Annotated in this window: 18 protein-coding genes; all 18 read right to left on the minus strand. The window is 63.7% G+C overall.

Annotated features, from left to right (window positions below; all coding sequences use genetic code 11):
• Positions 1-6 precede the first annotated feature (6 nt).
• The 18 genes from C666_RS00170 to C666_RS00255 all read right to left on the minus strand — a co-directional run bounded on the left by C666_RS00170 (position 7) and on the right by C666_RS00255 (position 22,382).
• A complete protein-coding gene (locus C666_RS00170; RefSeq protein ID WP_004332297.1) occupies positions 7-1,365 on the minus strand; it encodes a phenylacetate--CoA ligase family protein in 1,359 nt (452 codons plus the stop codon).
• Between the two features lie 14 nt (positions 1,366-1,379).
• Positions 1,380-2,492, minus strand: coding sequence for a glycosyltransferase family 4 protein (locus C666_RS00175; RefSeq protein WP_004332299.1), 1,113 nt, complete (start codon positions 2,490-2,492; stop codon positions 1,380-1,382).
• On the minus strand, positions 2,489-3,694 hold the full coding sequence (locus tag C666_RS00180; RefSeq protein WP_028792188.1) for a TIGR04063 family PEP-CTERM/XrtA system glycosyltransferase: 1,206 nt from the start codon (positions 3,692-3,694) through the stop codon (positions 2,489-2,491). The genes C666_RS00175 and C666_RS00180 overlap by 4 nt, the downstream gene beginning before the upstream one ends.
• 3 nt (positions 3,695-3,697) lie before the next feature.
• Complete coding sequence (locus C666_RS00185) at positions 3,698-4,732, minus strand: acyltransferase family protein (RefSeq protein ID WP_004332303.1); 1,035 nt, start codon at positions 4,730-4,732, stop codon at positions 3,698-3,700.
• Positions 4,733-4,942: 210 nt separating this feature from the next.
• Positions 4,943-6,883: an XrtA/PEP-CTERM system amidotransferase gene (locus C666_RS00190; RefSeq protein ID WP_004332305.1), complete on the minus strand. Its 1,941-nt coding sequence runs from the start codon at positions 6,881-6,883 to the stop codon at positions 4,943-4,945.
• A 16-nt stretch (positions 6,884-6,899) separates the two neighbouring features.
• On the minus strand, positions 6,900-8,024 hold the full coding sequence (locus C666_RS00195) for a TIGR03088 family PEP-CTERM/XrtA system glycosyltransferase (RefSeq protein ID WP_004332307.1): 1,125 nt from the start codon (positions 8,022-8,024) through the stop codon (positions 6,900-6,902).
• A 50-nt stretch (positions 8,025-8,074) separates the two neighbouring features.
• Positions 8,075-9,589, minus strand: a complete 1,515-nt coding sequence (gene xrtA, locus C666_RS00200) for an exosortase A (protein ID WP_004332308.1) — start codon at positions 9,587-9,589, stop codon at positions 8,075-8,077.
• A 14-nt stretch (positions 9,590-9,603) separates the two neighbouring features.
• Complete coding sequence (locus C666_RS00205) at positions 9,604-10,845, minus strand: TIGR03087 family PEP-CTERM/XrtA system glycosyltransferase (protein ID WP_004332310.1); 1,242 nt, start codon at positions 10,843-10,845, stop codon at positions 9,604-9,606.
• 4 nt (positions 10,846-10,849) lie between these two features.
• Complete coding sequence (locus C666_RS00210) at positions 10,850-11,899, minus strand: FemAB family XrtA/PEP-CTERM system-associated protein (RefSeq protein ID WP_004332312.1); 1,050 nt, start codon at positions 11,897-11,899, stop codon at positions 10,850-10,852.
• Positions 11,900-11,917: 18 nt separating this feature from the next.
• Positions 11,918-12,757 (minus strand): XrtA system polysaccharide deacetylase, encoded by an 840-nt coding sequence (locus C666_RS00215; RefSeq protein ID WP_004332314.1) that lies wholly within the window; start codon positions 12,755-12,757, stop codon positions 11,918-11,920.
• Between the two features lie 108 nt (positions 12,758-12,865).
• A complete protein-coding gene (locus C666_RS00220; RefSeq protein WP_004332316.1) occupies positions 12,866-13,936 on the minus strand; it encodes an XrtA/PEP-CTERM system-associated ATPase in 1,071 nt (356 codons plus the stop codon).
• Between the two features lie 11 nt (positions 13,937-13,947).
• On the minus strand, positions 13,948-15,435 hold the full coding sequence (locus C666_RS00225; protein WP_154666175.1) for a TIGR03016 family PEP-CTERM system-associated outer membrane protein: 1,488 nt from the start codon (positions 15,433-15,435) through the stop codon (positions 13,948-13,950).
• 13 nt (positions 15,436-15,448) lie between these two features.
• A complete protein-coding gene (locus C666_RS00230) occupies positions 15,449-16,384 on the minus strand; it encodes an XrtA-associated tyrosine autokinase (RefSeq protein WP_028792190.1) in 936 nt (311 codons plus the stop codon).
• A gap of 14 nt (positions 16,385-16,398) precedes the next feature.
• Complete coding sequence (locus C666_RS00235; RefSeq protein WP_004332319.1) at positions 16,399-17,946, minus strand: XrtA system polysaccharide chain length determinant; 1,548 nt, start codon at positions 17,944-17,946, stop codon at positions 16,399-16,401.
• An 81-nt stretch (positions 17,947-18,027) separates the two neighbouring features.
• Entirely contained in the window at positions 18,028-18,636 is a 609-nt protein-coding gene (locus C666_RS00240; RefSeq protein ID WP_004332320.1) for an XrtA/PEP-CTERM system exopolysaccharide export protein, read from the minus strand.
• A 539-nt stretch (positions 18,637-19,175) separates the two neighbouring features.
• A complete protein-coding gene (locus C666_RS00245) occupies positions 19,176-20,564 on the minus strand; it encodes a sigma-54-dependent transcriptional regulator (RefSeq protein ID WP_004332321.1) in 1,389 nt (462 codons plus the stop codon).
• Positions 20,561-22,129 (minus strand): sensor histidine kinase, encoded by a 1,569-nt coding sequence (locus tag C666_RS00250; RefSeq protein WP_004332322.1) that lies wholly within the window; start codon positions 22,127-22,129, stop codon positions 20,561-20,563. The genes C666_RS00245 and C666_RS00250 overlap by 4 nt, the downstream gene beginning before the upstream one ends.
• A 1-nt stretch (position 22,130) precedes the next feature.
• On the minus strand, positions 22,131-22,382 hold the full coding sequence (locus C666_RS00255; protein WP_004332323.1) for a PP0621 family protein: 252 nt from the start codon (positions 22,380-22,382) through the stop codon (positions 22,131-22,133).
• Between the last annotated feature and the right edge of the window lie 149 nt (positions 22,383-22,531).

A 22,531-nucleotide genomic window follows, 5' to 3' on the forward strand; every position in this document is an offset into this window, starting at 1 on the left:
CCTCGCTCAACGCACCGCTACATGGCTGACCACGTAGCGGAACTTGCCCGACTTCTCGGCCGGAATGCTCTCGACGAACTCCACCGCCACGTCCACCCCTGCCCCCAACCTGCGCCGGAAGCCCTCAATGACGATGGCATCCATGCCCGCGGTATTCGCTCCGGCCTCGGGCACGAGCAGCACCCGTGTAAGGGAGCGGCTTTCCTGCACGATCTTGAAAGCGCGCACGCCGGTCAGGTCACGCACCACGTAGATGAGCGATAGACCATGCAGCACGGTGCCATCCTCGGCGACGACGAAATCGGTACTGCGCCCCTGGATGTCCTTGAGTATGGGGAGCCCGCGTCCGCAGGGGCAGGCTTCGTCGCCGAGAGTGCCAATATCGCCGGTCCGGTAGCGGATGAAAGGATAGTCCCGCGTGGCGAGATGGGTGACGACGATCTCTCCGGACTGCCCATGCGGCAGCACGCGGCCTGCCTCGTCGATGATTTCGACGACGATGTCTTCGGCCGTGACGTGCATGTTGCCGCTCGGGCACTCATGCGCGATGAAACCGGCGTCCCGTCCACCATAGCCGTTGGCCACCGGGCAGCCGAACAGGCGGGTGATCGTCTCGCGCTGGTGGTCATAGAGCCGCTCGGACGTGCAGAACACCACCTTGATCCCGAGGTCGTCGAGCCTCACTCCGCGCTGCTCGGCGCGTAGCGCGATGTGGCTGATGGCGGAAGGGTAACCGAAAAGCATCCTTGGACGGCGCTCGCGGATACGGGCAATGAAGCCATCGACTTTTTCGTCCGACATTTCGAAGGCTGGCAGTAACTCGGTCCGCATCAACGCATCGCGTATCAGCCGGACGCGGTCCTGGGTGCCGAGTTCGATCGGCGATCCCCACACGACGATCTCACGGTCGCCGATATCGACATCCCACCAACGCGTGGCACGCCATTTGGCGGCAACGTCGTGGCTGACACGCTCGGTGCCGATGAAGAAGATCAACGGTTCGCCGCTCGACCCGCCCGTATTGAAACGGGCAAGGCCGACGGCATTGTCAGCGCGCAGTGCATCGCTGTTGGCACGGATGTCGGCCTTGGTCAGGAAAGGCAGTGACTGCAGGTCGGCCACGCTTCGCACCTTGGCCGGATCGAAGCCAGTTTGCGCAAACAGCCCGCGATAATAGGGCACATGCGCGTCTGCATACTTCAGCAGCGCCTGCAGGCGCTGCAGTTGCAACGCGAGAATACGTTCGCGCGGCCACCATTGCGAGGCATCCATCTGACGATGCACGCGCGCGGTATCGTGTTTCTTCAGCCGCTCCTGCAGGGGAAACAGAACATCGGAAACGATGCGAGTGTAGAAATCGGACATGGCAAGGTACTCGATCAGGCCGCAGGGCCGGTCAATGGCGCGGACGCAGGTAGCGCATCACGATAGGCTGCCAGTAGCACATCCCTGACGGCCTCCCAGCGATAATGCTGCACTTCGGCAAGCCCGGCCGTCCGCAGGCGCGTGGCGCACATGGCATCGGTAAGGATACGCAACGCAGCCTGCCCCATGGCGACATGGTCGCGCGCAGGAACCAGCAGCGCCGTGCGTTCGTTGTCGACGATGAACGGCACCCCCCCCACGTTGGTGCTGACGACCGGCACACCGCATGCCAACGACTCCAGAACGGAATTGGGCATGTTGTCGACATGGCTGGGATTTAGACTGAGATCCGCTTCGCGATAGAGGGCGGCCATCTGGTCACGGTCCAAGCGCCCTGTGAAGCTCACCTTGGCGGCGATGCCCAATGCCACCGCCAGTTCGCCAAGCTCCTCGCGCAAGGGGCCGCTGCCCGCCACCGACATACGCGCCGCAGGCACCTGCTCGGCCACCACGGCGAAGGCGCGCAGAGCGACATCGATCCCGTAGATCGGTTCGAGGTTGCGTGCGACAACGATATGCGGGCCAGCGGATCGCGGTGGATAGACCTCCGCAGGATGGAAGCGCTGCAGGTCGACAATATTGGGTACAACCCTGCCCTTCATGCCGTGGGACGCGAAAACTTCAAGCAGAAAGCCCGAGGGCAGAAGCAGCCCAGCACCAAGGCGCATCGTACGGCGCACACTGGCAGCCGCCGTCCGGAGGAAAGAGCCGGCTTCACCCCCACGGTAGTTGACGAGTGCGGACTTCCCCCGAAGGGCAGCAATCCGGATGGCTGGCGCGGCGAAAAGATGCCACGACCAGCCCGAGTTGGCCATCACATGCACGATGTCCGCACGCCCGCACGCCTGCCACAACCGGCCCAGATAGGGAAGCAGGCGAAACACCGCACGTATTCCTTTGAGCCGCTCCGCCCAGGCAGGTCGATAAGGTGCGTTGACCTGCACCACTTCGACCGTGGCACCTTCGCCGCGCAACAGTTCGGCAAGCTGGCGCGTCTGATTCGCCATGCCGCCAGCGGGCGGCGGCAGGGGGCCGACAAGCACGATGCGCAACCCGTCGAATGTCATGCGCCTTTCCGTTGCGTGAGTGCCTGATAGACAGGCACATAGTTGGCAACACTGTTTTTCCAGTTGCGAACCTTCTCCACGAAGGTCCGCCCCGCGGCGCGCATCTCCGGCCAGCGCTCGCGATGCGCCAGCATTTCGTCGATCGCAGAAGCGAGCGCATCGGCACTGCCGGCCTTGAACAGCTTGCCGGTCTCACCGTCTCTGATAAGTTCCTTGTGCCCACCGACATCGGACGCCACGAACAACCTCCCCTGCGCCATCGCCTCCAGCGGCTTGAGCGGAGTAACGAGTTCGGTGAGGCGCATCGAATGGCGCGGATAGGCCAGCAGGTCGATCTGATCGTAATAGCGGCTGACTTCACCATGCGGCACACGGCCGGTGAAGACGACCTTGTCGGCCACACCGAGCCGCTGTGCCTGAGCCTTGAGATTGGCATCCTGTGGCCCACCGCCGACCAGCAGCAAACGCAGATCGGGGCGCTTCTGCAACAGCGCGGGAAAAGCATCCAGCAGCAGATCGAGGCCTTCGTAGGCATAGAAGGAGCCGACGAAGCCTACCGTGGTGCAGCCTTCCAGGCCGAGTTCATGCCGCAGCCCGGTATCGGCTTCGCCGGACAGCTGAAACCCGTCGACATCGACCGCGTTGGGAATGACGGTTACCTTGGTCGGGGAAATACCCCGCGCCACGATGTCCGCGCGCAAGCCCTCGCAGATGGTGAACGCATGGTCGATGCGCTTGAGTGCCCAGGTCTCCATCGCGCGCGTGGCGCGATAGCGCAGGCTGCCTTCCGCGGTCGTGCCGTGGTCGACGGCAGCGTCTTCCCAGAATGCCCGGATCTCGTACACCACCGGAATGCCCAGACGCCTGCCGACACGAATCACGGGAATGGCGTTGAGCACGGGCGAATGGGCATGCAGGACGTCGGGCTTGAGTTCGCGAGCGAGCTGCTCGAGGCGGGTTTCGGTGGCACGCATCAACCTCAGTTCGTTGATGCCTGCCGGGCCCGTTTCAGGCACCGGGCTACGGTAGAAGCGTAGACCGTCGACATCTTCGATATCGGCCGCGGTCGCCCCCTGCTTGGGCGATGTGAGGTGGAAAGTATCCCAGCCCAGCGCCCGCTGCCCACGCAGAATCGCCGCGGTACGGAAAGTGTAGCCGCTGTGGAGAGGAATGGAATGGTCGAGAATATGGAGGATACGCATCATTCAGGCGCCTATGAACATACGGCTATTCTTTCCAAGGATGCGCTTCGCCAGCCAGATCGCAGAAACGGTAAGAACGATGACAAGGGCGGCATAAAGACCGAAAGTCAAGAGATTTCCGGGAATTTCTTCAGCCCCCTGGCCGTCGTAGACCTTTCCGTAAAGCACATACACAGTCGCGACCTTGATGGCCGAAATGAAATAAGCATGAATGAAGAAAATGCCGAAACTGACCTCGGCAATGTAGTCGAGGCGATGGCCGAAGAGGTGATGGTAGCGGTACAACTGCCAGGTCATGATCAGCGCCAGGCTCGCCTTCATCGGCATCTGCCAGTACGGCGGCGAGGACCAACCGAGCACCACGCCCGCGATCGACACCGACGCGACGACAAGCAGGACAAACCACCATCGCATCACCAGAGACATGGCCTGCTGCTTGAAGCGTGAAAACGCCATGCCCATCAGATAGACAGGAAAAAGGTAGATCGCCTTGTCGATCGGCCCATAGGGTCCATCGCGCCCGAGGTAGGTCGAAAGGACGAGAAGCGGAACGATCAGCCAATAGCCTTCTGGCCGCTTGCGGTCCATCCAGATCAGCAGCGGAGCGAACAAGTAGAAAAGAGCAATGGTCGGCACGAACCAGAGCGGAGCAAGATGCTTCCCTGTCAGCATGAACAGAACCAGTTGCTGCCAGATTTCGAGATCATAGAACCAGTGCCACATTCCCGTGCGTTGCGTGAGCACGGTAAACACAAAAAGCGCCGGAATGGACAGCAGGATGTAGGGAAGGATGACCGTCTTGAATTTCTGCTTGAGGTACTTCGAAAAGGAGAAGCGGGCGCTCAGGTGCTGAAAGAGATAGCCTGCAATAAAAAAGAAGAAGATCGAGCTCTGGTTTGCGATCGCGTCGATCACTCTGCCGGTCAACGGCCAGCCACTCCAGTCAAGCGAGGGGATGGTGTGAGCAAAGACGATGAAGATGATCGCAACGCCACGAAAGACATGGATGTGTTGTTGGTATTCGTTCTGATGCTTCATGAAAATGCTCTCTATGATGCACAAGCTCTGTACAGCAATACCGTAATTCAGCACATACCGCCGCTATGCGGCGGATTAGGCCGACCAAGGACGGGAGGATGCGAATCGAGTAGTCTCAGACATCCGGGGGAAATGCAGAAGCCCGGCGGGAAACTGTCGGCCATCGGCCAAATCGTCCGAGCAGCCCCTCACCATATGAATATCACCCAATCAAACGAGCGCTGCGGCATCAGGCTCAACAGATGGCACAAGCACTCCATTACCATTCAGGTTCCGCATGAACGCTTCGAACATCAGCAATGTCCACAGCGGCGCACTATAGTCACGCGCACCGGACTGGTGGGCATCGACCAGATGCTGCAGGTACTCGCGGTTGAATATACCGGTAGATGCCAGCGTATCTCCCAGCACTGCGTCACGGACGCGCTGCTTGAGCGGGCCGCGGAACCAGCGCGCAAGCGGCACGGCAAACCCCATCTTCGGCCGGTAGAGCACGTCATTGGGCAGCAAGGGCTCCAAGGCCTTCTTGAACAGGTACTTGCCCTCGTTGCCCTGGATCTTGAGCCCGGACGGCAGCGTGGCGAGCCACTCGACGAGCTTGTGGTCCATCAACGGCTCGCGCACTTCCAGCGAATGGGCCATGCTGGCACGGTCGACCTTGGTGTTGATGTCGCCGACGAGATAGGTCTTGAGATCCAGGTATTGGATCAGCGCCAGCGCATCATCGGTGTCGGCCTTGGCCGCGTGGCGGCGGAAGACGTCGAGCGCATCGTAGCCGCCAAGCTTGCGATGGAAATCGGCACTGAAGAGCTTGCTGCGCATGTCGCCGCGCAAGATCGACACACTGTGGAAATAGGCCTCGACCGAATCGCGCGCCATGGCCTGGAAGGTTGTTTTGGCACGGAGCACGCGTGGCGCCCAGTCGGCCTTCGGATAGACGCGGCCCAGCAGGCCGAACAGCGGCTGGCGCAAGCCCTGCGGCAGCGCCGAGCGCATGCGCTCTTCCATCAGGTGCATGCGATAGCGGCGGTAACCGCCGAAGCTCTCGTCGCCGCCATCCCCTGACAGCGCCACCGTGACCTTCTTGCGCGCAAGCTGGCACACGCGATAAGTCGGGATGGCGGAGCTGTCAGCATAGGGTTCGTCGTACAGTGCCGCCAGCGTGTCGATGAGATCGAAGTCGTCCGACTTGACGGTCTCGACGAAATGATTGGTTCGGTAACGGTCCGCAACCATCTTCGCGAACGCGGACTCGTTGAACTTGGGATCGTCGAAGGCGATGGAACAGGTGTTGACCGGCTCGTCCGACAAACCGGCCATGGTCGCGACCACGGCGCTGGAATCGACCCCGCCCGACAGGAAGGCCCCCAGCGGCACCTCGGAGATCATGCGCAGACGCACGGATTCGCGCAGGCGCTCGTTGAGCTCGGCAGTGGCATCGACCAGGCCGATGTCGTTGTCGAGCGAGAAACGGACATCCCAGTACTGCTTGGGCTCGGGAATCGGCTGCCCACGGCGGATGCAGAGCGATTCACCCGGCCCGAGCTTCTTCGCCCCCAGGAAGATGGTGCGCGGTTCGGCGACATAGCCCAAGGCGAAATACTCTTCCACGCCCAGTGGATCGATGCGGCGATCGAGCCCGGGGTGCTGCATCAGCACCTTCAGTTCCGAGCCGAAGGCAAGGGTGCCGTCATCCAGTAGCGCATAGAACATCGGCTTAACCGCCAGGCGGTCACGTGCCATGAAGAATGTGTCACGCTTGCGGTCGTGCAAACCGAAGGCGAACATGCCGCGAAAGCGCTGCACGCAATCCTCGCCCCAAGCCTGCCAGGCATGGACGATGACCTCGGTATCGCTGCGGGTGCGGAACACGTAGCCGAGCGCTTCAAGCTCGGGCACGAGTTCCTGGAAATTGTAGATTTCACCGTTGAACACGACGCCGACCGAGCCGTCCTCGTTGAACAGCGGCTGCTGGCCGGTGGCGATATCGATGATGGACAGGCGGCGATGCGCGAGCGCGACGCCCGGTTCGAAGTGGTAGCCCCCCTCGTCCGGACCGCGGTGGTGCTGGATGTCGTTCATGCGCTGCATCAGCATACGGTCGAAGTCACGCTTGCCACGGGTATCAAAAAGGCCGGCAATGCCGCACATGGTCAATAATCCTTGATCAGTTTGAGCCCTGCCGCAGCAAGCGCTCGTACAGGTCGGTGTAGCGCGCCACCATGCCACCGAGGCTGAAACCCTGCTCGACCCTGTGGCGGCCGGCCAGCCCGTGCGAATGCCGCAGCGCAGCATTGGAAGCGTAGCACATCAGCGCCTCCGCCATCGCGGCAGGGTTCTCGGACGGCACCAGAACGCCCGTTCTGCCCGCCTCGACCAGTTCTCCGTTGCCGCCGACATCGGTCGCCACGACCGGTAGCCCGGTGGCCATCGCTTCCAGGATGGTGTTGGAGATGCCTTCCGCCCTGGACGGCAGCACAAAGACATCGAGGCTGCGCATCACTTCGGGCACGTCCTTGCGCTCACCCGCCAGCCATGCCACATCTTCCAGTTCGAGCCGCCGGATTTCGTCTTCGACCATGGGCCTGAGCGGGCCGTCGCCGGCGATGACGAGGCGAAGGCACGAAGCGGCCTCCCCCCCATTCCGGCGCGCAATGCCGAAAGCACGGACGAGATTGATCTGGTCCTTGACCGCCTGCAGACGGCCAACGGTGCCCACCACGAGCATCTCGGCGGCATTGAACGGAGAGCCGGGGAGGGACCGTCGCGCATCGGGGTGGAACCGCGTCGTGTCCACACCGTTGCAGATACGCTCCACGCGCCGCGACGACACACCGACACGCTCGACCAGGTAGCGCTCGATCTGCCCTGACAAGGCAACGTAGCGCGCGACGAAGGGACTGTAAGCGCGGCGTATGAGCTGATACTTGCGCGACATGCCGCCGGGATCCGAGACGTCCCAGCCATGCTCGCCATGCACTCGCCCCGGCACGCCCGCCGCCCACGCGGGGGCCGCAGCCTCCAGCGCTGCAAGGTTTCTCGTATGCACGATCGCCGGCCGGTACTCGCGAAACAGCCGGTAGAGACGCGGATACAGCTTGATGCCATGACCGGGCGATTTGTGCAGGGAGATGAACGGGACGTCGTCGCGCTGCACACGCTTGCAGAAGCCGTCTGCGCAATGGCTCAGTGCGACGACCGCATGCCGGAAACGCTCCGCCGGCATACAGTTAATGATGTTCACCACCCCATTCTCGAGCCCGCCAACGTCGAAGCTGTACAGCACGTGCATCACCAATGGACGCGGATCTCCCCCCGGCGGTTTCGAATCAGACCCCATGATCATTGCGGAATGCTCTGCGACGCCCGATCGACCCCCTGTTCGATGGCGGACAAGTGGGCGCGGAGAAAATCGTCAAGCCGCCGCGCCGCGCGGGCGGCATCGTCCCCCGCCGGCGTCATCAGGACGATGGCGGCCGAGGCATCTTCCCTGCCGAAAAGCCGCTCGATGGCGAGCTGGATCTTCACTTCGCTGTCGCGGTAAACGTTGCGGCCATCCAGGCGATAGACATGCCACACCAGCAATTGCCCCTGTGGCGAAGTCATCAGCGACTGCACCAGCGTGACGCCGCTCGATGCCGTATGCACCTCGCGACGAAGGACATCGATGCCCTGCTCCCGTAGCGGCACCGGGCCATTGCCCCAGCTCAGCATCTCGCTGTCGTCGCGCTGCGCGTAATACCAAGCAGCGAACAGTCCGACGGGCGGCGTCCCGCCCCCTTCCGCATACGCTTCGAAGGCTTCCGCCCGAGCCCCGGCATAGACCGGCCGATAGGCGATGGCCGCCCTGTCCACCGCATCCCAGCCTTGCGCAGGCGCCGGCATCGCAAGCGAGACGGGGAAGGCAGCAACCGGTACGTCCAGCGCCCGCAGAAGCGGAGGAAACGGAAGCACGGCGAAGGCCAGGACCAGCCCCGCCCCCAGCGCCCTGGCCCGTGCGGGCGCAGCCTCCACCACCGCGGCCGGCGCAGGATGGAACGGCTCCTCGTGCCAGCGGGCCCCGATCCAGAACAGCAGGAAGATGACCACACCGAAGAACACCCACCCATAGAGCAGGTGATCGACGCCGACCGCCAGCGTATTGTCGGAGAGATAGCCGATCATCACGATCATGTAGGCCCGCAGCCAGTTGGCGAGGATGGGTACGATGGCCGCAACCAGCATGAAAAGCAGTCGCCGCCGCAAGCTGCGGTAGTTGAGATAGGCGTAAAGCGCTCCGACCATCAACGAGGCAATCAGATAGCGGCTGCCACTGCATGCCTCGACGACCGACCACCGTCCGTTCGGCACCACGAAATGCAGCCCCTCCTGGTACACCGGGACACCGGATAGGCGCAGCGCCCAGACGGTGAACTCCGCCGTGTAGTGCATCAGCGTCGGCAGCATGAAGTCGCCGATCGGCACGCCAAAGAACAGGAAGAGCAGAGGGAACAACAGGATCCGCCCCAGCTTCCAGCCCAGGCATCCGACGAGGACGCAGAACAGCATCGCCACGAGCGCGAAATGCTGAGCGGCGGCAACGCTCACCAGACCGCCGACCAGCCAGAGCAGCCCGGCCATTGCCGCCGGCAAGGCCAGCCAGGCCACCGGCTGCGGTTGCAGGCCGCCCATGCGATCACGGGCACGCCAGATGAGCCAGACAAAGATCGGCAGTACGGCAAGGCCATGCGCATAGGTATCGGACCGCCACCAGATGCCGGCCATTTCCTGTGCTGTCTGCCAATACCACCCGACGGTCCAGACCAAGCCCAGGAAGATCGTCAGCATCACGGCCGGGAAACCCGAACGGGGGCTCACGGAAACACTCGTACTCATGCTGCGCCCCCATCCAATCCTCGGGCAGGTGCCAGCAAGCGGTCAAGCTGACGCAAGTGGGCCTCCCAACTATATTCATTCACGACCCGCGCACGCGCCGCCACGCTCATTGCGGCACGGCGCTGCGGATCGCGCAGCAGGTCCGTCACCACGTGGACGACCTCGGCACCATCGCGCGTGATCTCACACTCGTGGCCGGGCTCGGCCTTGAGCCCGGCGGCAGAGTCGGCCGACACCACGACGGGCCGCGCCATCGCCATGGCTTCGAGAACCTTGTTCTGGATGCCGCGCGCGATGCGCAATGGCGCCACGACCACATCGGCGTGCGCAAGGTAGGGCCGCACGTCCGGCACCGTGCCGGTGACATGGATGCGCTCCCCCGCCAGCGCAAGAACAGCCGGAGCCGGATTCATGCCGACGATCCAGAAGCGCAGTTCCGGAACATGGCGCCGGATCTGCGGCAGGAGTTCTTCTGCAAACCAGGTCACCGCATCGATGTTCGGCCAGTAGTCCATCGCCCCGCTGAAGACCACGACCGGCCCCCCCGCAGGATAGGGCGAATCCGGCGCATTCTCGGGCGCGAAGAAGCCGGCATCGACGCCGTTCTGCATGACATGCGTGCGCCCGACCGCCTCGGGTGCGGCACGCGTAAACAAAGCCGCTTCGGCCTCGGTGACGAACAGACTGGCATCACTCGCCATCGCCGCCTTGCGCTCGAAAGCCAGCAGGCGCTCGCCTTCCCTTCGATAAAGCCAGGACATCGGCCAGCGACGGTCGGCTGCATACTGCGTCCATTTGGCCGAATCGACGTCGCAGAAATCGATGACCCGATTCTGCAGTCCCGGGGCATCGAGGTATTGGGCCATCGGACCGGAGAACGCAAGCGCCCGGGTGATGCCCTGGTCCGCGACGGTGGAACGTACCCAGCTCGCAAGCCGGGTACTGCGGTAATACGGCAGGCTCAGCGCCTCACCGCTCAGCAGACCGCGCAGGCTTCCAATGCGGCCACGGCGCGGATCGAGATCGATGGCGCAGACGTCCTCGCACCATTCGGCGAGCCCGCCCACATGCTGGCGGTCGTCCGGATGATCCACGAAAGTGCCCAGGAACACCCGATGAGTACGCGCGAGATGACGCAGAATGTTGAACGAGCGCACCTTGTCGCCCTTGTTGGGCGGATATGGAATACGGTGCGCCAAATACAGGACGGGTGGCAGAAGCGCCTTCGAATCCGCCACGCGCCTACCCCAGGTTGCGCACGATGTGCGGGCCGATGGCGTTTGCCACACCCACCGGCAGACGCTTCCACAGAGCGATGAAGGCACGGTACTTGGGGTTCATCGGATTGTTCTGCGGCACGCTGTCACGCTTGTAGAGACGGTACTCGTAGGACAAGGACTGCGGCTCGAAACCCCAGTTCTTCTTGAAGCTGTACGGGCCGGTACCGATCTTGCTGCGGCCATAGTCGAACACCTTGCAACCTCGTTCGCAGGCACGGCGCATCAGCTCCCAGTACTTGAAATCGTTGGCGGCGAGATCCCGTGCGGCGGTGTCGTCGCCAGCGTAATAAGGCAGCACTTCGTCACGGAAGTAGAAACTGAGCACGCTCGACAGCAGCCTGCCGTCGGCATCGGTCACCGTCAGCACCTCGCAGTCGTCGCCGAAAGTGTCCTTCAGGCGCTGGAAGAACTTCTTCGGCATCGCAGGCGTGCCATGGCGCAATACGTTATCGGCATACAACGCAAAGAAACGATCGACGCCCGGATCGATGTGGCTGACGAGTCCGTTCTTGATGCCCTTGCGCACCATGGCGCGCTGCTTGCGCGGAATGGCAAGCATGTTGGCTTCGGCATCGGGCAGGATTTCCTTGCGGAAGGTCACGTAGAGATCCTGCCGTGGCCAGTCTTCATGCCGGAGTTCGAGGTTGCGATACTCCAGGTGCTGCACACCAAGTTGCCGCGCCAGCGTGTCGGCCTCCTGCTCGAGCAGCGCAATGACCTCTTCGCCCGCGCCCTCGTCCGCGGCAATGCCGCCATACACACAGAACGGCAACGACGTCAGCGCGTGGCCGAACAGGCGGCTCTTGACCTCGGCCAACGGCAGCACGGCGACGATCTGTCCGTCGCGCTCGGCGAACAGGAAGAAGGTGCGATGGCGAAACACCGTGCGCACGATGTCCTGCCACGCCGACAGGTGGAAGAAGGTCGCCTGCGGACAGGCACGCACGAAGGCATCCCAGCGGGTGGCGTGTTCAGGCGAAAGCGGCTTGATCTTGATTGGCATGCGATGCATCGGTCCTGGTGCGGGCCATCAGGCCGCGTCACGGAAAACTTCGTCCGCGCGCCCCCAGGCGAAGTCGGACAACAAACGATCGAGACGCTCGGCCGTGCGCTCGAGATTCACGTAGTGGCGGAAGCGGGTCTTGGCGCTGGCTTCCTGAACACGAGGCTGCTCGGGATCGATTTCCCACGGATGGAAATAGAAGATCGCCGGGCGCTTGTCGTCGGCATTGACGCGTGCGATCTGCCAGCGCGACACCGAGTACGGCAGCAGGCGGAAGAAGCCGCCGCCGCCCGCCGGCCAGTTGCGGCCGAACGCTCGCACCGTGGTCACGGGCACTTCCACCAAACCATTGTCGAGCCGCCACGGAAAGCGCGGTGCGTCGGGAATGCCATAGTGGTCGTGCTTGACCGGGTAGACACTGGAACTGTAGCCATAGCCAGCCTCGGCGATGCAGTCGTGCGCCCACAGGTTGGCGGTGCCGATGGAAAAGCTCGGCGCGCGGTAGCCGCTGACGTTCTTGCCCGTGATGTCCTCGAGCACCGCCTTGGCCAGACGGATGTCGGCCAGGAAAGCCTCAGGGGTCATCGCGCTGGCACGCTCGTGGCCATAGCCGTGGCTGGCCACCTCGTGCCCGTTGTCGGCAATGCGTCGGATGAGTTGCGGAAAACGCTCGGCGATCCATCCCAGCGTGAAGAAAGTCCCGCACGCATCATGGCCATCCAGCATTTCGAGGATGCGGTCCACGTTGCGCTCGATCCTGCAGGGCACGGCATCCCAGCCTTCGCGCGGGAAGTGGGGCGCCAGCGCGGAGACCTGGAAATAGTCTTCGACGTCACAAGTAAAGGCGTTGGTGATGCGGGTGTTCATGTCAGGCATTCCGGAAGGATGGCGTGACGATGTTCCGCCCCGCCGGCTCACCATGCAGAGGAAGGGCCGCGGCACGGATGAGGAGCACGGCGGAGGGGGCCGGAACGGTCATGGAGCTTTCTCTTCGGCGGGCGCATCGCGGCGCGCCGCCTGCAGTAATTGATTGAGTACGTTCAAGGTCGCGGAAACGGATTGCTCCAGGCTGGTCAGCCGCGCCTCGATGCGCTGGACATCGACTCCAGCCGCCAGCCCGGCAACCTGGTTCGCAAGTTCGGGCGAGACCTGCAGGCGCTCCAGCGCAAGCTGGTCGAGCACCAGTCCACTGGCGGGCTGCACGCGCCCCTCCCCATTCACCGAACGCGACGTCGCGAACTCTTCCTTCAGTTCGTCGATGGTCTCGCGCACGTCCGTCTCGCTGACGGTGTAGCGCTCGGACAGGTAAGCCCCGAGCAGCAGCCTGTCGCACAAGGTGTTGATCTTGCGCGGAATGCCGCCGGTATGACCATAGATGGCCGTGTAGGCCCCAGGCTCGAAGATCGGATCGCCGTTCCAGCCGACATGGCCGAGGCGGTGCTCGATATAGCCGCGCGTTTCCTGCGAATCGAGCGGACCAAGATGGTAGGACGCAATCACGCGCTGGCGCAACTGCTGCATCTCGCCGCGCTGCATGATGTCGCGGAACTCGGGCTGGCCCACGAGAAAGCTCTGCAGCAGGGCGTGGTCTTCGAGCTGGAAGTTGGACAGCATGCGCAGTTCCTCGACCGCGGCCGGCGTCAGGTTCTGCGCCTCGTCGACGATCAGCAGCGCACGCTTGCCGGACGCAGCGACCGAAACGAGGAAGGTCTCCAGCGCGAGCAGCAGCCCAGCCTTGTCGAGGTTGCGGCCCGGCACGCCGAATGCCGCGGCGACCATGCGCAGCATGTCGCTGGCGTCGATCTGGGTACTGACGAGGTTGGCCGCGATGACGTGGCTGGGATCGAGCTGCTCGAGCAGGCTGCGTACGATCGTGGTCTTGCCGGCACCGATTTCGCCGGTGATGACGATGAAACCTTCGCTCTGATGCAGGCCGTATTCCAGGTAGGCCATCGCGCGCTTGTGCCCGCGGCTACCGTAGAAGAAGGTCGGATCGGGATTGAGCTGGAAGGGCTTGCCCTTGAACTTGAAGAATGATTCGTACATCTCGGGTCCGCTCAGAAACGCATGCCGAGCGTGGCGCTGACGGCGTTTTCGGTGTAGTCGTCCGACCCCTCGGCCTTCTGGTACCGGTAGTTGAGACCGGCAGTCGTGTCCGGGCTGAGCCTGCGGGTCACTCCGATGCTGAAAACCGTGCGGTCTATGTCGCGGCTGCTGGTCCCCCGCCCCTCGGACTTCGATCGCATGACCGTACTGTTCAGCGTCGACAGACCCGAAAGCCGATGGGTAAACGCGACCGATGCCGAGCGGGTCTCGGTGTAATCGAACTCAGCGAAATCGCCTACCAGGACACCCGACATCGTATTGAGGCGCTCACGTTCGGTATTCCTCAAGAGGAACGTCAACGTGTTACGGGCGCCAGTCAGAGTAAGGCCGGCACTAATCGCTCGCTGCAGATAATATTCGTTGGTTCGGATACCGAAACCTCCGGCGCGGTCATATGCCTCCTGCGCCAGCCGTCTCCACTCCGACTCCGTGCCGCCCGGATAAATGGTCTTATAGAGGTCATACAACCCTCCCAGCCAATCCATTCCATCGTTGCCAAACTCATCGAGGTTGGAAGAGATGTCACGGCTAGCGGAGAAACTCCATGTCGACCTGGCCATACGGTGACGGAACAGGACGTCGTAACCGGTACCAAACACCCGGTCCTCACCTGTGGCGGAAATGCTGGTGCGTTCGGTCGGATACCAGTCGAAACCCGCCCCCCAGATCGCCCCTTCTTCTCCATCAACCAGGCTGTAATCGTTGGATTCATAACCGCCGATCAGCCTCACCCGGAACTGCGGATCGACGTTAACGAACAGCGTGGCACGGCCGATTTCCTGGGTGACCTCCCGACCCAAACCTTGTTCGAAGGTCGTGTCGGTGCGTGCCAGATCGATGCCCCATCCGAAAAGACGCAAGGCACCCGGATCGGATACCGCCAGCGTCCAGCGTCCCTGCCGAGTATCTGCCAGCGTTCCGCTGCCGCCCTGCAGCCAGCGGGATTCGTAGCCCAGGCTGCCTGTACCCCCATCGCCGAACCTGAACTGGTAACGCGGCGCAATCGACCACATGCGCGTTTCGTCAGCCTTGTCCGCGCTGAGCGAGTCGCCTCCGCCGCGGCGGCTGAATGCCGAAGTATCGGTACGGCTGATCGAGCCCGCCAGCGCGATGAACACCGCGTCCTCGATGGCCTCGAATTCACCATTGCCGCGAAAGGCCAGATACGTCTCGTTCTCGTCGGTTTCCTGGGCATGAACCAGGTTGCGCAGACTGGCATTCAAGTAGCCGCGAAACCGTCCGGACTCCCGCGACACTCCGATTCCAGGCGATATTTCGGCGACCCAGTCCTTCTGGGGATCGTCATCCGAGGTATCGACATTGTCCGTCCATGTCAGACGGGTATCCAGCCTGGGCGTCACGATCACCGTCTGCGCAGCCACCGGCGCGGCCGTAAGCACGGCGAGCGCGAGCAGCGACAGCGCCGGCATCGTCCTCATGCGTACGTACACCTCAGGCCGCCTGTTCGCGCGGGGCGTCGCCATAACCATAGCCATAGCCGTAATACGAGCCTGGACCTTGTCCGCGGGATTTGTTCAGCACCATGAGCTTGATGGGGCAACTCTCGATGGTGGCAAGCGCCTGCCTGACGATGGCGTGCGTCGTGCGCTCGGCCTCCACGACCATGACGATCTGCCCCATGTGGGTGGCCACGACGCGGGACTCGGTGGTCACCAGCAAAGGCGGCGAGTCGAAGATGATGATGCGGTCCGGATAGCGGCTCGCCATCTGCTCGAGCAGGCGCGTCATGCTCTCGGAGGCCAGCAGTTCCGTCGCCCGCTGATGCGGCATACCTGCGGGCAGGATAGAGAGCTTCTCGATATTGGTCCGCAGCAGAACCTCGCTGAGGTCGGTCACGTCGCCCGCAAGCACGTCCATCAGCCCTTTTTCCGGCGGCAGTCCGAGCTGCCTGAGCACGGAGGGGCGCGACACGTCGGCATCCACGAGCAGGACGGTGTAATCGAGTTCCATCGCCATGCTGATGGCAAGATTGACCGCATTGAAGGTCTTGCCCTCGCCCGGCAAGGCGCTGGTCACCATGATCAGGTTGCCGTCGTCCACCTTGGCCGCACCGGTCGCCGTGGCATTGCGCAGCAAGGGGCGCTTGATGACCCGGTACTCCTCGGCCGTCGAACTGCGGGGCCGGTCCGGCGTGACCATGCCCAGCGCATCCAGCCGCTGCAGGTCGATCTGTGCGACACGCGACACGACACGGCTGAAGGTGTGGCCACCCGCCTTGGGCACTTCGGACGACTGGTTTGCAGCCAGCCCCACCGGCTCGGCGGCAGGTGTGGCGGCACCAGGTTGTACTACCGGCTCATCCGCGGGCTCACCCGACGCCTGCTTCAACTGGTCGAGGCGCTGTGCAGCTTTTTCGATAAGGCTCATCGTATCGTTCCCCTTCAGCCCTGGATCAGTTTGAGCACGACGACAGCAGCGGCGAAACTCGCGGCATACGCCACCACTCCGCTACCGAAGGCCAGCAAGCCACGCCGCCGCTTGCTCTTGCGCTCATCCGTCTGCAGCATCGATACCGTTCCCAGGACCGGAAGGCCGGTGACTTCACGCAGGCTGCGCCCGTCCGCAAATGCAGGACGCAACTGGCTGATCAGGAAGGTCAGCGCGAAACCGGCCGCCAAGCCCGCCAACGCGGCGAGGGGCAGCAGCAGAATGCGGTTGGGCGCCGATGGCGCGGTGGGCAGCGTGGGCGGGTCGATCACGCGGAAATCCGCGACCCCGCCCTGCGCATCCATCTCGACCGACATCGTGGCCGACTCGCGCCGGGCGACGAGACTATCGTAGTTCGCCTTATGGACATCGTAGTCGCGGTTGAGTTGTGCCATCTCCGCCTCGATTTCGGGCACCTGCTTGGCGATTTCCTTCAGAGACTCCAGACGGGCCTGGTATTCACCGGCACGGGCGCGCATGGACGCGACACGCGATTCCGACTCTGCGAGCGCGAGCTTCATCTGCTGGAAGACCGGGTTGGAATTCAGCGCCCCGAACTGGGAGCCGCCCCCCATGGCGCGCATTTCTTCGATCTGCTGGCGCTTCTGCGCTTCGAGCTCCTCGATCACACGCCTTGTACCGACGACATCCGGATGCTGCTCGGTATACCCCTGCAGCAAGGCATCGAGATTGCGCTTGAGCGTATCGATACGGCCATCGATCTCGGGAATGGATACCGCCGAATTGGGCGGCGTCTGCGGCAGCAGTACGGGCTCCTCGCCGACAAGCTGGCGCTGCATGGCATCACGTGCATTTTCCGCTTCGCGCAGTTCGAGCTGGGCCTGCTGGAGCTGGGCCGTCACCTGTGCGATCTGCGTAACGTAATCCCGGCCACCATCACCGAGCAGCCCCATGTTGCGCAAGCGGAACTCCTTGACACGGTTTTCGGCCTCGACCAGCTTCTGCTCGTAATTGCGGATCTGCTCTTCGATGAAGCGCCGGGCGGCATCGGAGTCCTGCCGCTTGCTGCCCAGGCCGGATTCGACGAACAGCGACACCAGGGATTGCACGACACGCTGCGCACGCTCCGGCCGCGTATCCGCATAGGCCAGCGTGAACAGGTTCGTACGCTCCGCAGAACGTATCTGCAGACCCTTCGTAAGGCTCCCGATGAGCGCCTCGCGCTGCTCGGGCGTACGCACATCGAGATCGAGATCGGCCATCGTGATCAGCTTCTCGACATTGGGCCGGCTGATCAGCGTACGGCTCAGCATCGCAATCTGCTGATCGATGTTGGGCTGCACGGCCAGACCGGACATCAACGGCCTCAGGACCGACTGCGTATCGACGTGGATACGTGCCGTCGACTCGTAGCGGTCGGGCATCAGGTAGATGACGACACCGGCGGCGAGCCCGACGATCCAGGCAAATGCGAGCCCCCACCAGCGGAAACGCCACATGCCGCGCAGGTAGCCTACGATCTGTGTTACGAGTTCTTCCATCAGGCTTCTTCAATCGACACGGAACTCATCGTCGTGCGCAGACGCGCCCGAACGAGTCCCGGAGGTTGGCGGGCTGGCGAATCAGAACCAGCTTTGCGGAATGATCAGGACATCACCGGGGCGCATCTCGACATTTGCCGAAACGTCACCGCGCTTGACCAGGTCACGGATGCGGACGCTGTACTGCTTGTTGCCCTCCGCGGTGCGCAGGATGGTCGCACCATTGCCGTCGGCGAACTCCGTCATGCCACCCACCGCGATCATGACATCGAGCAGCGTCATCTTCTGGTGATAGGGAAGAATCTTCGGTTCCGACGCTTCACCGACCACGCGGATCTGCTCGCTGTACGGCCCCACGAAGCCGGTGACGATGACCGTCACCACCGGCTCGCGGATGAACTTGCCGAGTGCCTGCTCGATATCGCGTGCCAGCGTCGTCGCGTCCTTGCCCATGGCCGGCAGGTCCTCGACCAGCGGTGTGGTGATCTTGCCGTCCGGCCGGACCGGCACCGACATCGACAACTCCGGATTGCGCCAGACGACGATATTGACGTTGTCACCCGGCCCGATCACGTAGTTGTACTCGGAGTCGGCCGCCGAAGCAGGCGCCGGCGGATAGGAGCTTGCGCACGCGGAAAGCAGCGCTCCGGCCGCCAGCACAGCCATTGCGCGCCACAGCATGCTGCACATTCTTGAAGACTTTTGGATCATGTTCCAATTCCTCTCAGGATTCGTAGCCCGTCATGATACGACGACAAGCTACGGTGGAATGCTAAGAAGCTGTTTAATATGGTCCGAGGAACAAATGCACACACTTGCAGACATCCTGGCATGCACAGGGTGAGCAGCGTTCCATATTTTTGTTGCAGCACAGCATTGTAACCTGCAGCGCTGCCCGACAAGAACATCATCGAAGGGCCGGATCCGGCTCACCCGGGCCATGCCCGTCTAGCGAGGCCGCGCCATAACCACAACCATAACCCGGATATCCGCCCGCGGGAGAGCACGCCAGCGCCACCTCGATCTCGTGTGCCGATGCGGACAAGAATCTCTTGCCGGACTGTAACTCGACAAAATCGACCCGGAGCGGAAACCCGGCAGCCGTGTGTGCGGGATTGCACGCTTGGCCATGGATCACGAGCACTGCGTCCGGTCCGCAATACCGGCGCCCCACCCCGGACCACCTCCACTGATGTGCAGACAATGGCCATGCGCGCATGCCAGGCAGGCTACTCCATGCCCCATTTCTGCAGCCGGTAACGCAACTGGCGCAGCGTCATGCCAAGGTTGCGGGCGGCCGCGCTGCGATTCCAGCGCGTCTGCTCCAGGGCCTTCAGCACGCGCAGGCGTTCAAGCTCGTTGTCGGTCTCGGGGTCGTATTCATCGGCGGCAGGCTCGGATGGCGCTGACGCGCCGCCTGGGGCATGCGCCGCCGGCAGGGCGAACTCGACGGGCTGCAGATCGATGTCCTCGGCCCCGATCTCACACCCCTCGCACAAGGCGCATGCACGCTCGAGCAGGTTTTCCAGTTCGCGCACGTTGCCCGGGAAGGCATGGCGCTGCAGCACGGCGAGCGCGGCCGGCGCCAGGCGGCGCGGCGCGGCGCCCTCGCGCTCCGCGAGCCGCACGAGGATATGCTCCGCCAGGGCAGGAATATCCTCATAGCGCTCACGCAGCGGCGGCACACGCAGGGTGATCACATTGATGCGGAAGAACAGATCCTGGCGGAAACGCCCTTCGGCCACTAGCCTCGACAAGTCCTGGTGCGAAGCCGACAGGATGCGGACATCCAGCGCTTCCTCGGCGTGCGCGCCGACCGGCCGCACGGCACGCTCCTGAATGGCGCGCAGCAGCTTCACCTGCATCGCCAGCGGAAGTTCGCCGATCTCGTCGAGGAACAGGGTGCCGCCGTTGGCAGCCTGGAACAAGCCTTCCTTGTCGCTCGCCGCCCCGGTGAAGCTGCCCTTGCGGTGGCCGAAGAATTCGCTCTCCATCAATTCCGGCGAGATCGCACCGCAATTGATCGGTACGAAAGGGCCGCTGCCGCGCGCGCCGAGTGCATGGATGAGGCGCGCGATGACTTCCTTGCCGGTGCCCGACTCCCCATGAATGAAAACCGGCGCCTGGTTGCGCGCCAGCTTCTCGGCCTGGGCACGCAACTGCTGGAAGGCGGGAGAATCGCCGATCAGCCTGCGCCCGCCAGGTGCGGCCGCGACGGAACGCGGCTCGAGCTTGAGCGCGTGGCTGACGAGTCCACGCAGCACCTTGAGCTCGATCGGCTTGGTGACGAAATCGAAGGCGCCCAGCTTGAGCGCCCGGATCGCGGTATCGATGCTGCCGAAGGCCGTGATCACCGCCACCGGCAAACCGGGCAGGTGCTTCTGGATGTATTCGACCAGTTCGAAGCCATCGCCGTCGGGCAGGCGCATGTCGGTCAGGCACAGGCGGTAGCGCTGGCTCTCCAGGCAGGCGCGCGCCTCGGCGACCGAGCCGGCGGTATCGCAGCCGAGCCCCATGCGCAGCAGCGACAGTTCGAGCAATTCGCGGATGTCGTCCTCATCGTCCACCACGAGGACATCGACGGACTCGGGGCGATTGCGGCGTTCTTGGAGAGTCATGGTTTCTGGCGCCCGCTGAGGATGAAATCCGCGCCCGGACCGGCCATCGCGAGTTCGAGCGTGGCATCGTTGGCTTCGGCCAGCTCGCGCGCGATGTAGAGCCCCAGGCCGGTGCCCTTGGCATGCGTCGTGAAGAAGGGTTCGAACAGGTGGAGACGCGTGGCCTCGTCCAGTCCGGGGCCATCGTCGCGCACGTGCAGGGCAATGCGCTCGCCGGCCAGCGGCACCGCATTCAGCGCCACCGCCGATGGTCTGCCCGAGCAATAGCGCCGCGCATTGGCCAGCAGATTATCCAGGATCTGGTGCAGGTGGGCGCGATCGATGGCGAAACTCAGCGACGGGTCGATGTCGACGGCGTACAGATCGCGCTCGACCGGATCGCTGAACACGCGCGCATCGATCACCTCGGCCACGAATTGCGCCAGCGGCAGCGCCTCGGGCAAGGCCTGTTCGCGCCGCCCCAGCGCCAGCACGTCGCGGATCATGCGTTCGATGCGCTGGGCATTGTCGTTGATGATGCGCGCCAACCGGGCCTGCATCTCGCCGCGCTTCTCCTCGCGCAGCAGTTCCGCCGCCTGGGACACGGCGGACAGCGGATTGCGGATCTCGTGCGCCATGCTGGCCGTCAGCCGGCCGAGCGCAGCCAGCTTGACCTGCTGCAGGTTGCGCTGGATGTCCTCGAAATCGGTCAGGTAGATCAGCGTGTCGCCCGCCGCCGCGCTGCCGGGCTCGCCGCACACCACGCGGCAACGCAGCAACCGGCCACCCGGACCGATGCGCAGCAGGCGATCGTCGATGCCGTGCTGGTACAGGACCTCGTCGAAGGCGGGATCGATGTCGGCCAGGCGCAGGCCCTCGAGCAGGCCAGAACCGCAGCCATCCATGCCCAGCAGCACCGCGGCCTGTGGATTGGACTGCAGCACGAAGCCATTGCCGCTGGCGACGATGACGCCATCCTGCATGTCCCGGATGATGCGCTCGTTGACCGCCTGCTGCTTGGCCAGCGCCTCGCCCCGCTCCGCCGCCAGCGACGCATTCGCCTGCGCCCGCGAGGCCAGCAAGCGGGCGACGAGCGCAATGCCGAAGAAGCCGGTGCAGAAGATGCCGACCTGCAGGAAATCGACCGGCAAGCCCCCCACCGCCAGCCGCCAGACGTTCTCGATCAGCACGGCGATGGTCGCCAGCGCAGCGAAGAACAGCACCATGCGCCCCTCGGCGACCAGGCCGGCCCCGGCCAGCATCACCATGATCAGAACCGGGATGCCGCTGCTGTAGCCGCCGCTCGCCCACATCATCAGCGACAGCGCGGCCACGTCGATGACGACCTGCAGCGCGGTCACCCGGGACTCGCCCAGGTACCCGGCCACCTCCTGGAAGCCGAGCCCGAGCGCGCCTGCCAGATAGGCAAAGGCGACGAAGCGGAACACCACCGGCGCCTCGTCGCCCAGGCCGAGTTCGCGCCCGGCAACGACGAACAGGCCTGCCAGCACGAGCCGGAACAGGTTGAAGAAGCGCAGCGAAGCGCGGCGCGAGCGCTCGCTGGCGATCGACGCGGCGGCGCTCATTTCAATCCGCGCGCGGCCCGGCAAGCCGATGTGCAGCGCTGCAGTAGAAGCGCTCGCCGTCACGCACGCCATCGGACTCGGGCACGTTGACCCCGCAATGCGCGCATTCCAGCATGCGCTCAGGCGTGTCAGCCGCCTTGCCGCCCTTACCCTTGCCCCTGCTGCGGGCGGACTTTTCCTTGATCCGCGCCATCACCCGCTGGATCCACCAGATGCCGGCCACGACGAGAATCAGGATCAACAGATTGCGCACGATGAGCGAGGCGAAAGGAAGTCGCCGGACAGGTGGAAGATGCGCCGGATTCTAGCATGTGGCCGGGCCCCGCCTTGCCGGGGCCCGGCCACCCTGGCGGACGGCTGCCATCGCGGCACACTCTTTGCGACAATGGCGATCCAGCCCGC

Source organism: Thauera linaloolentis 47Lol = DSM 12138, from assembly GCF_000310205.1.
Taxonomy (GTDB): domain Bacteria; phylum Pseudomonadota; class Gammaproteobacteria; order Burkholderiales; family Rhodocyclaceae; genus Thauera; species Thauera linaloolentis.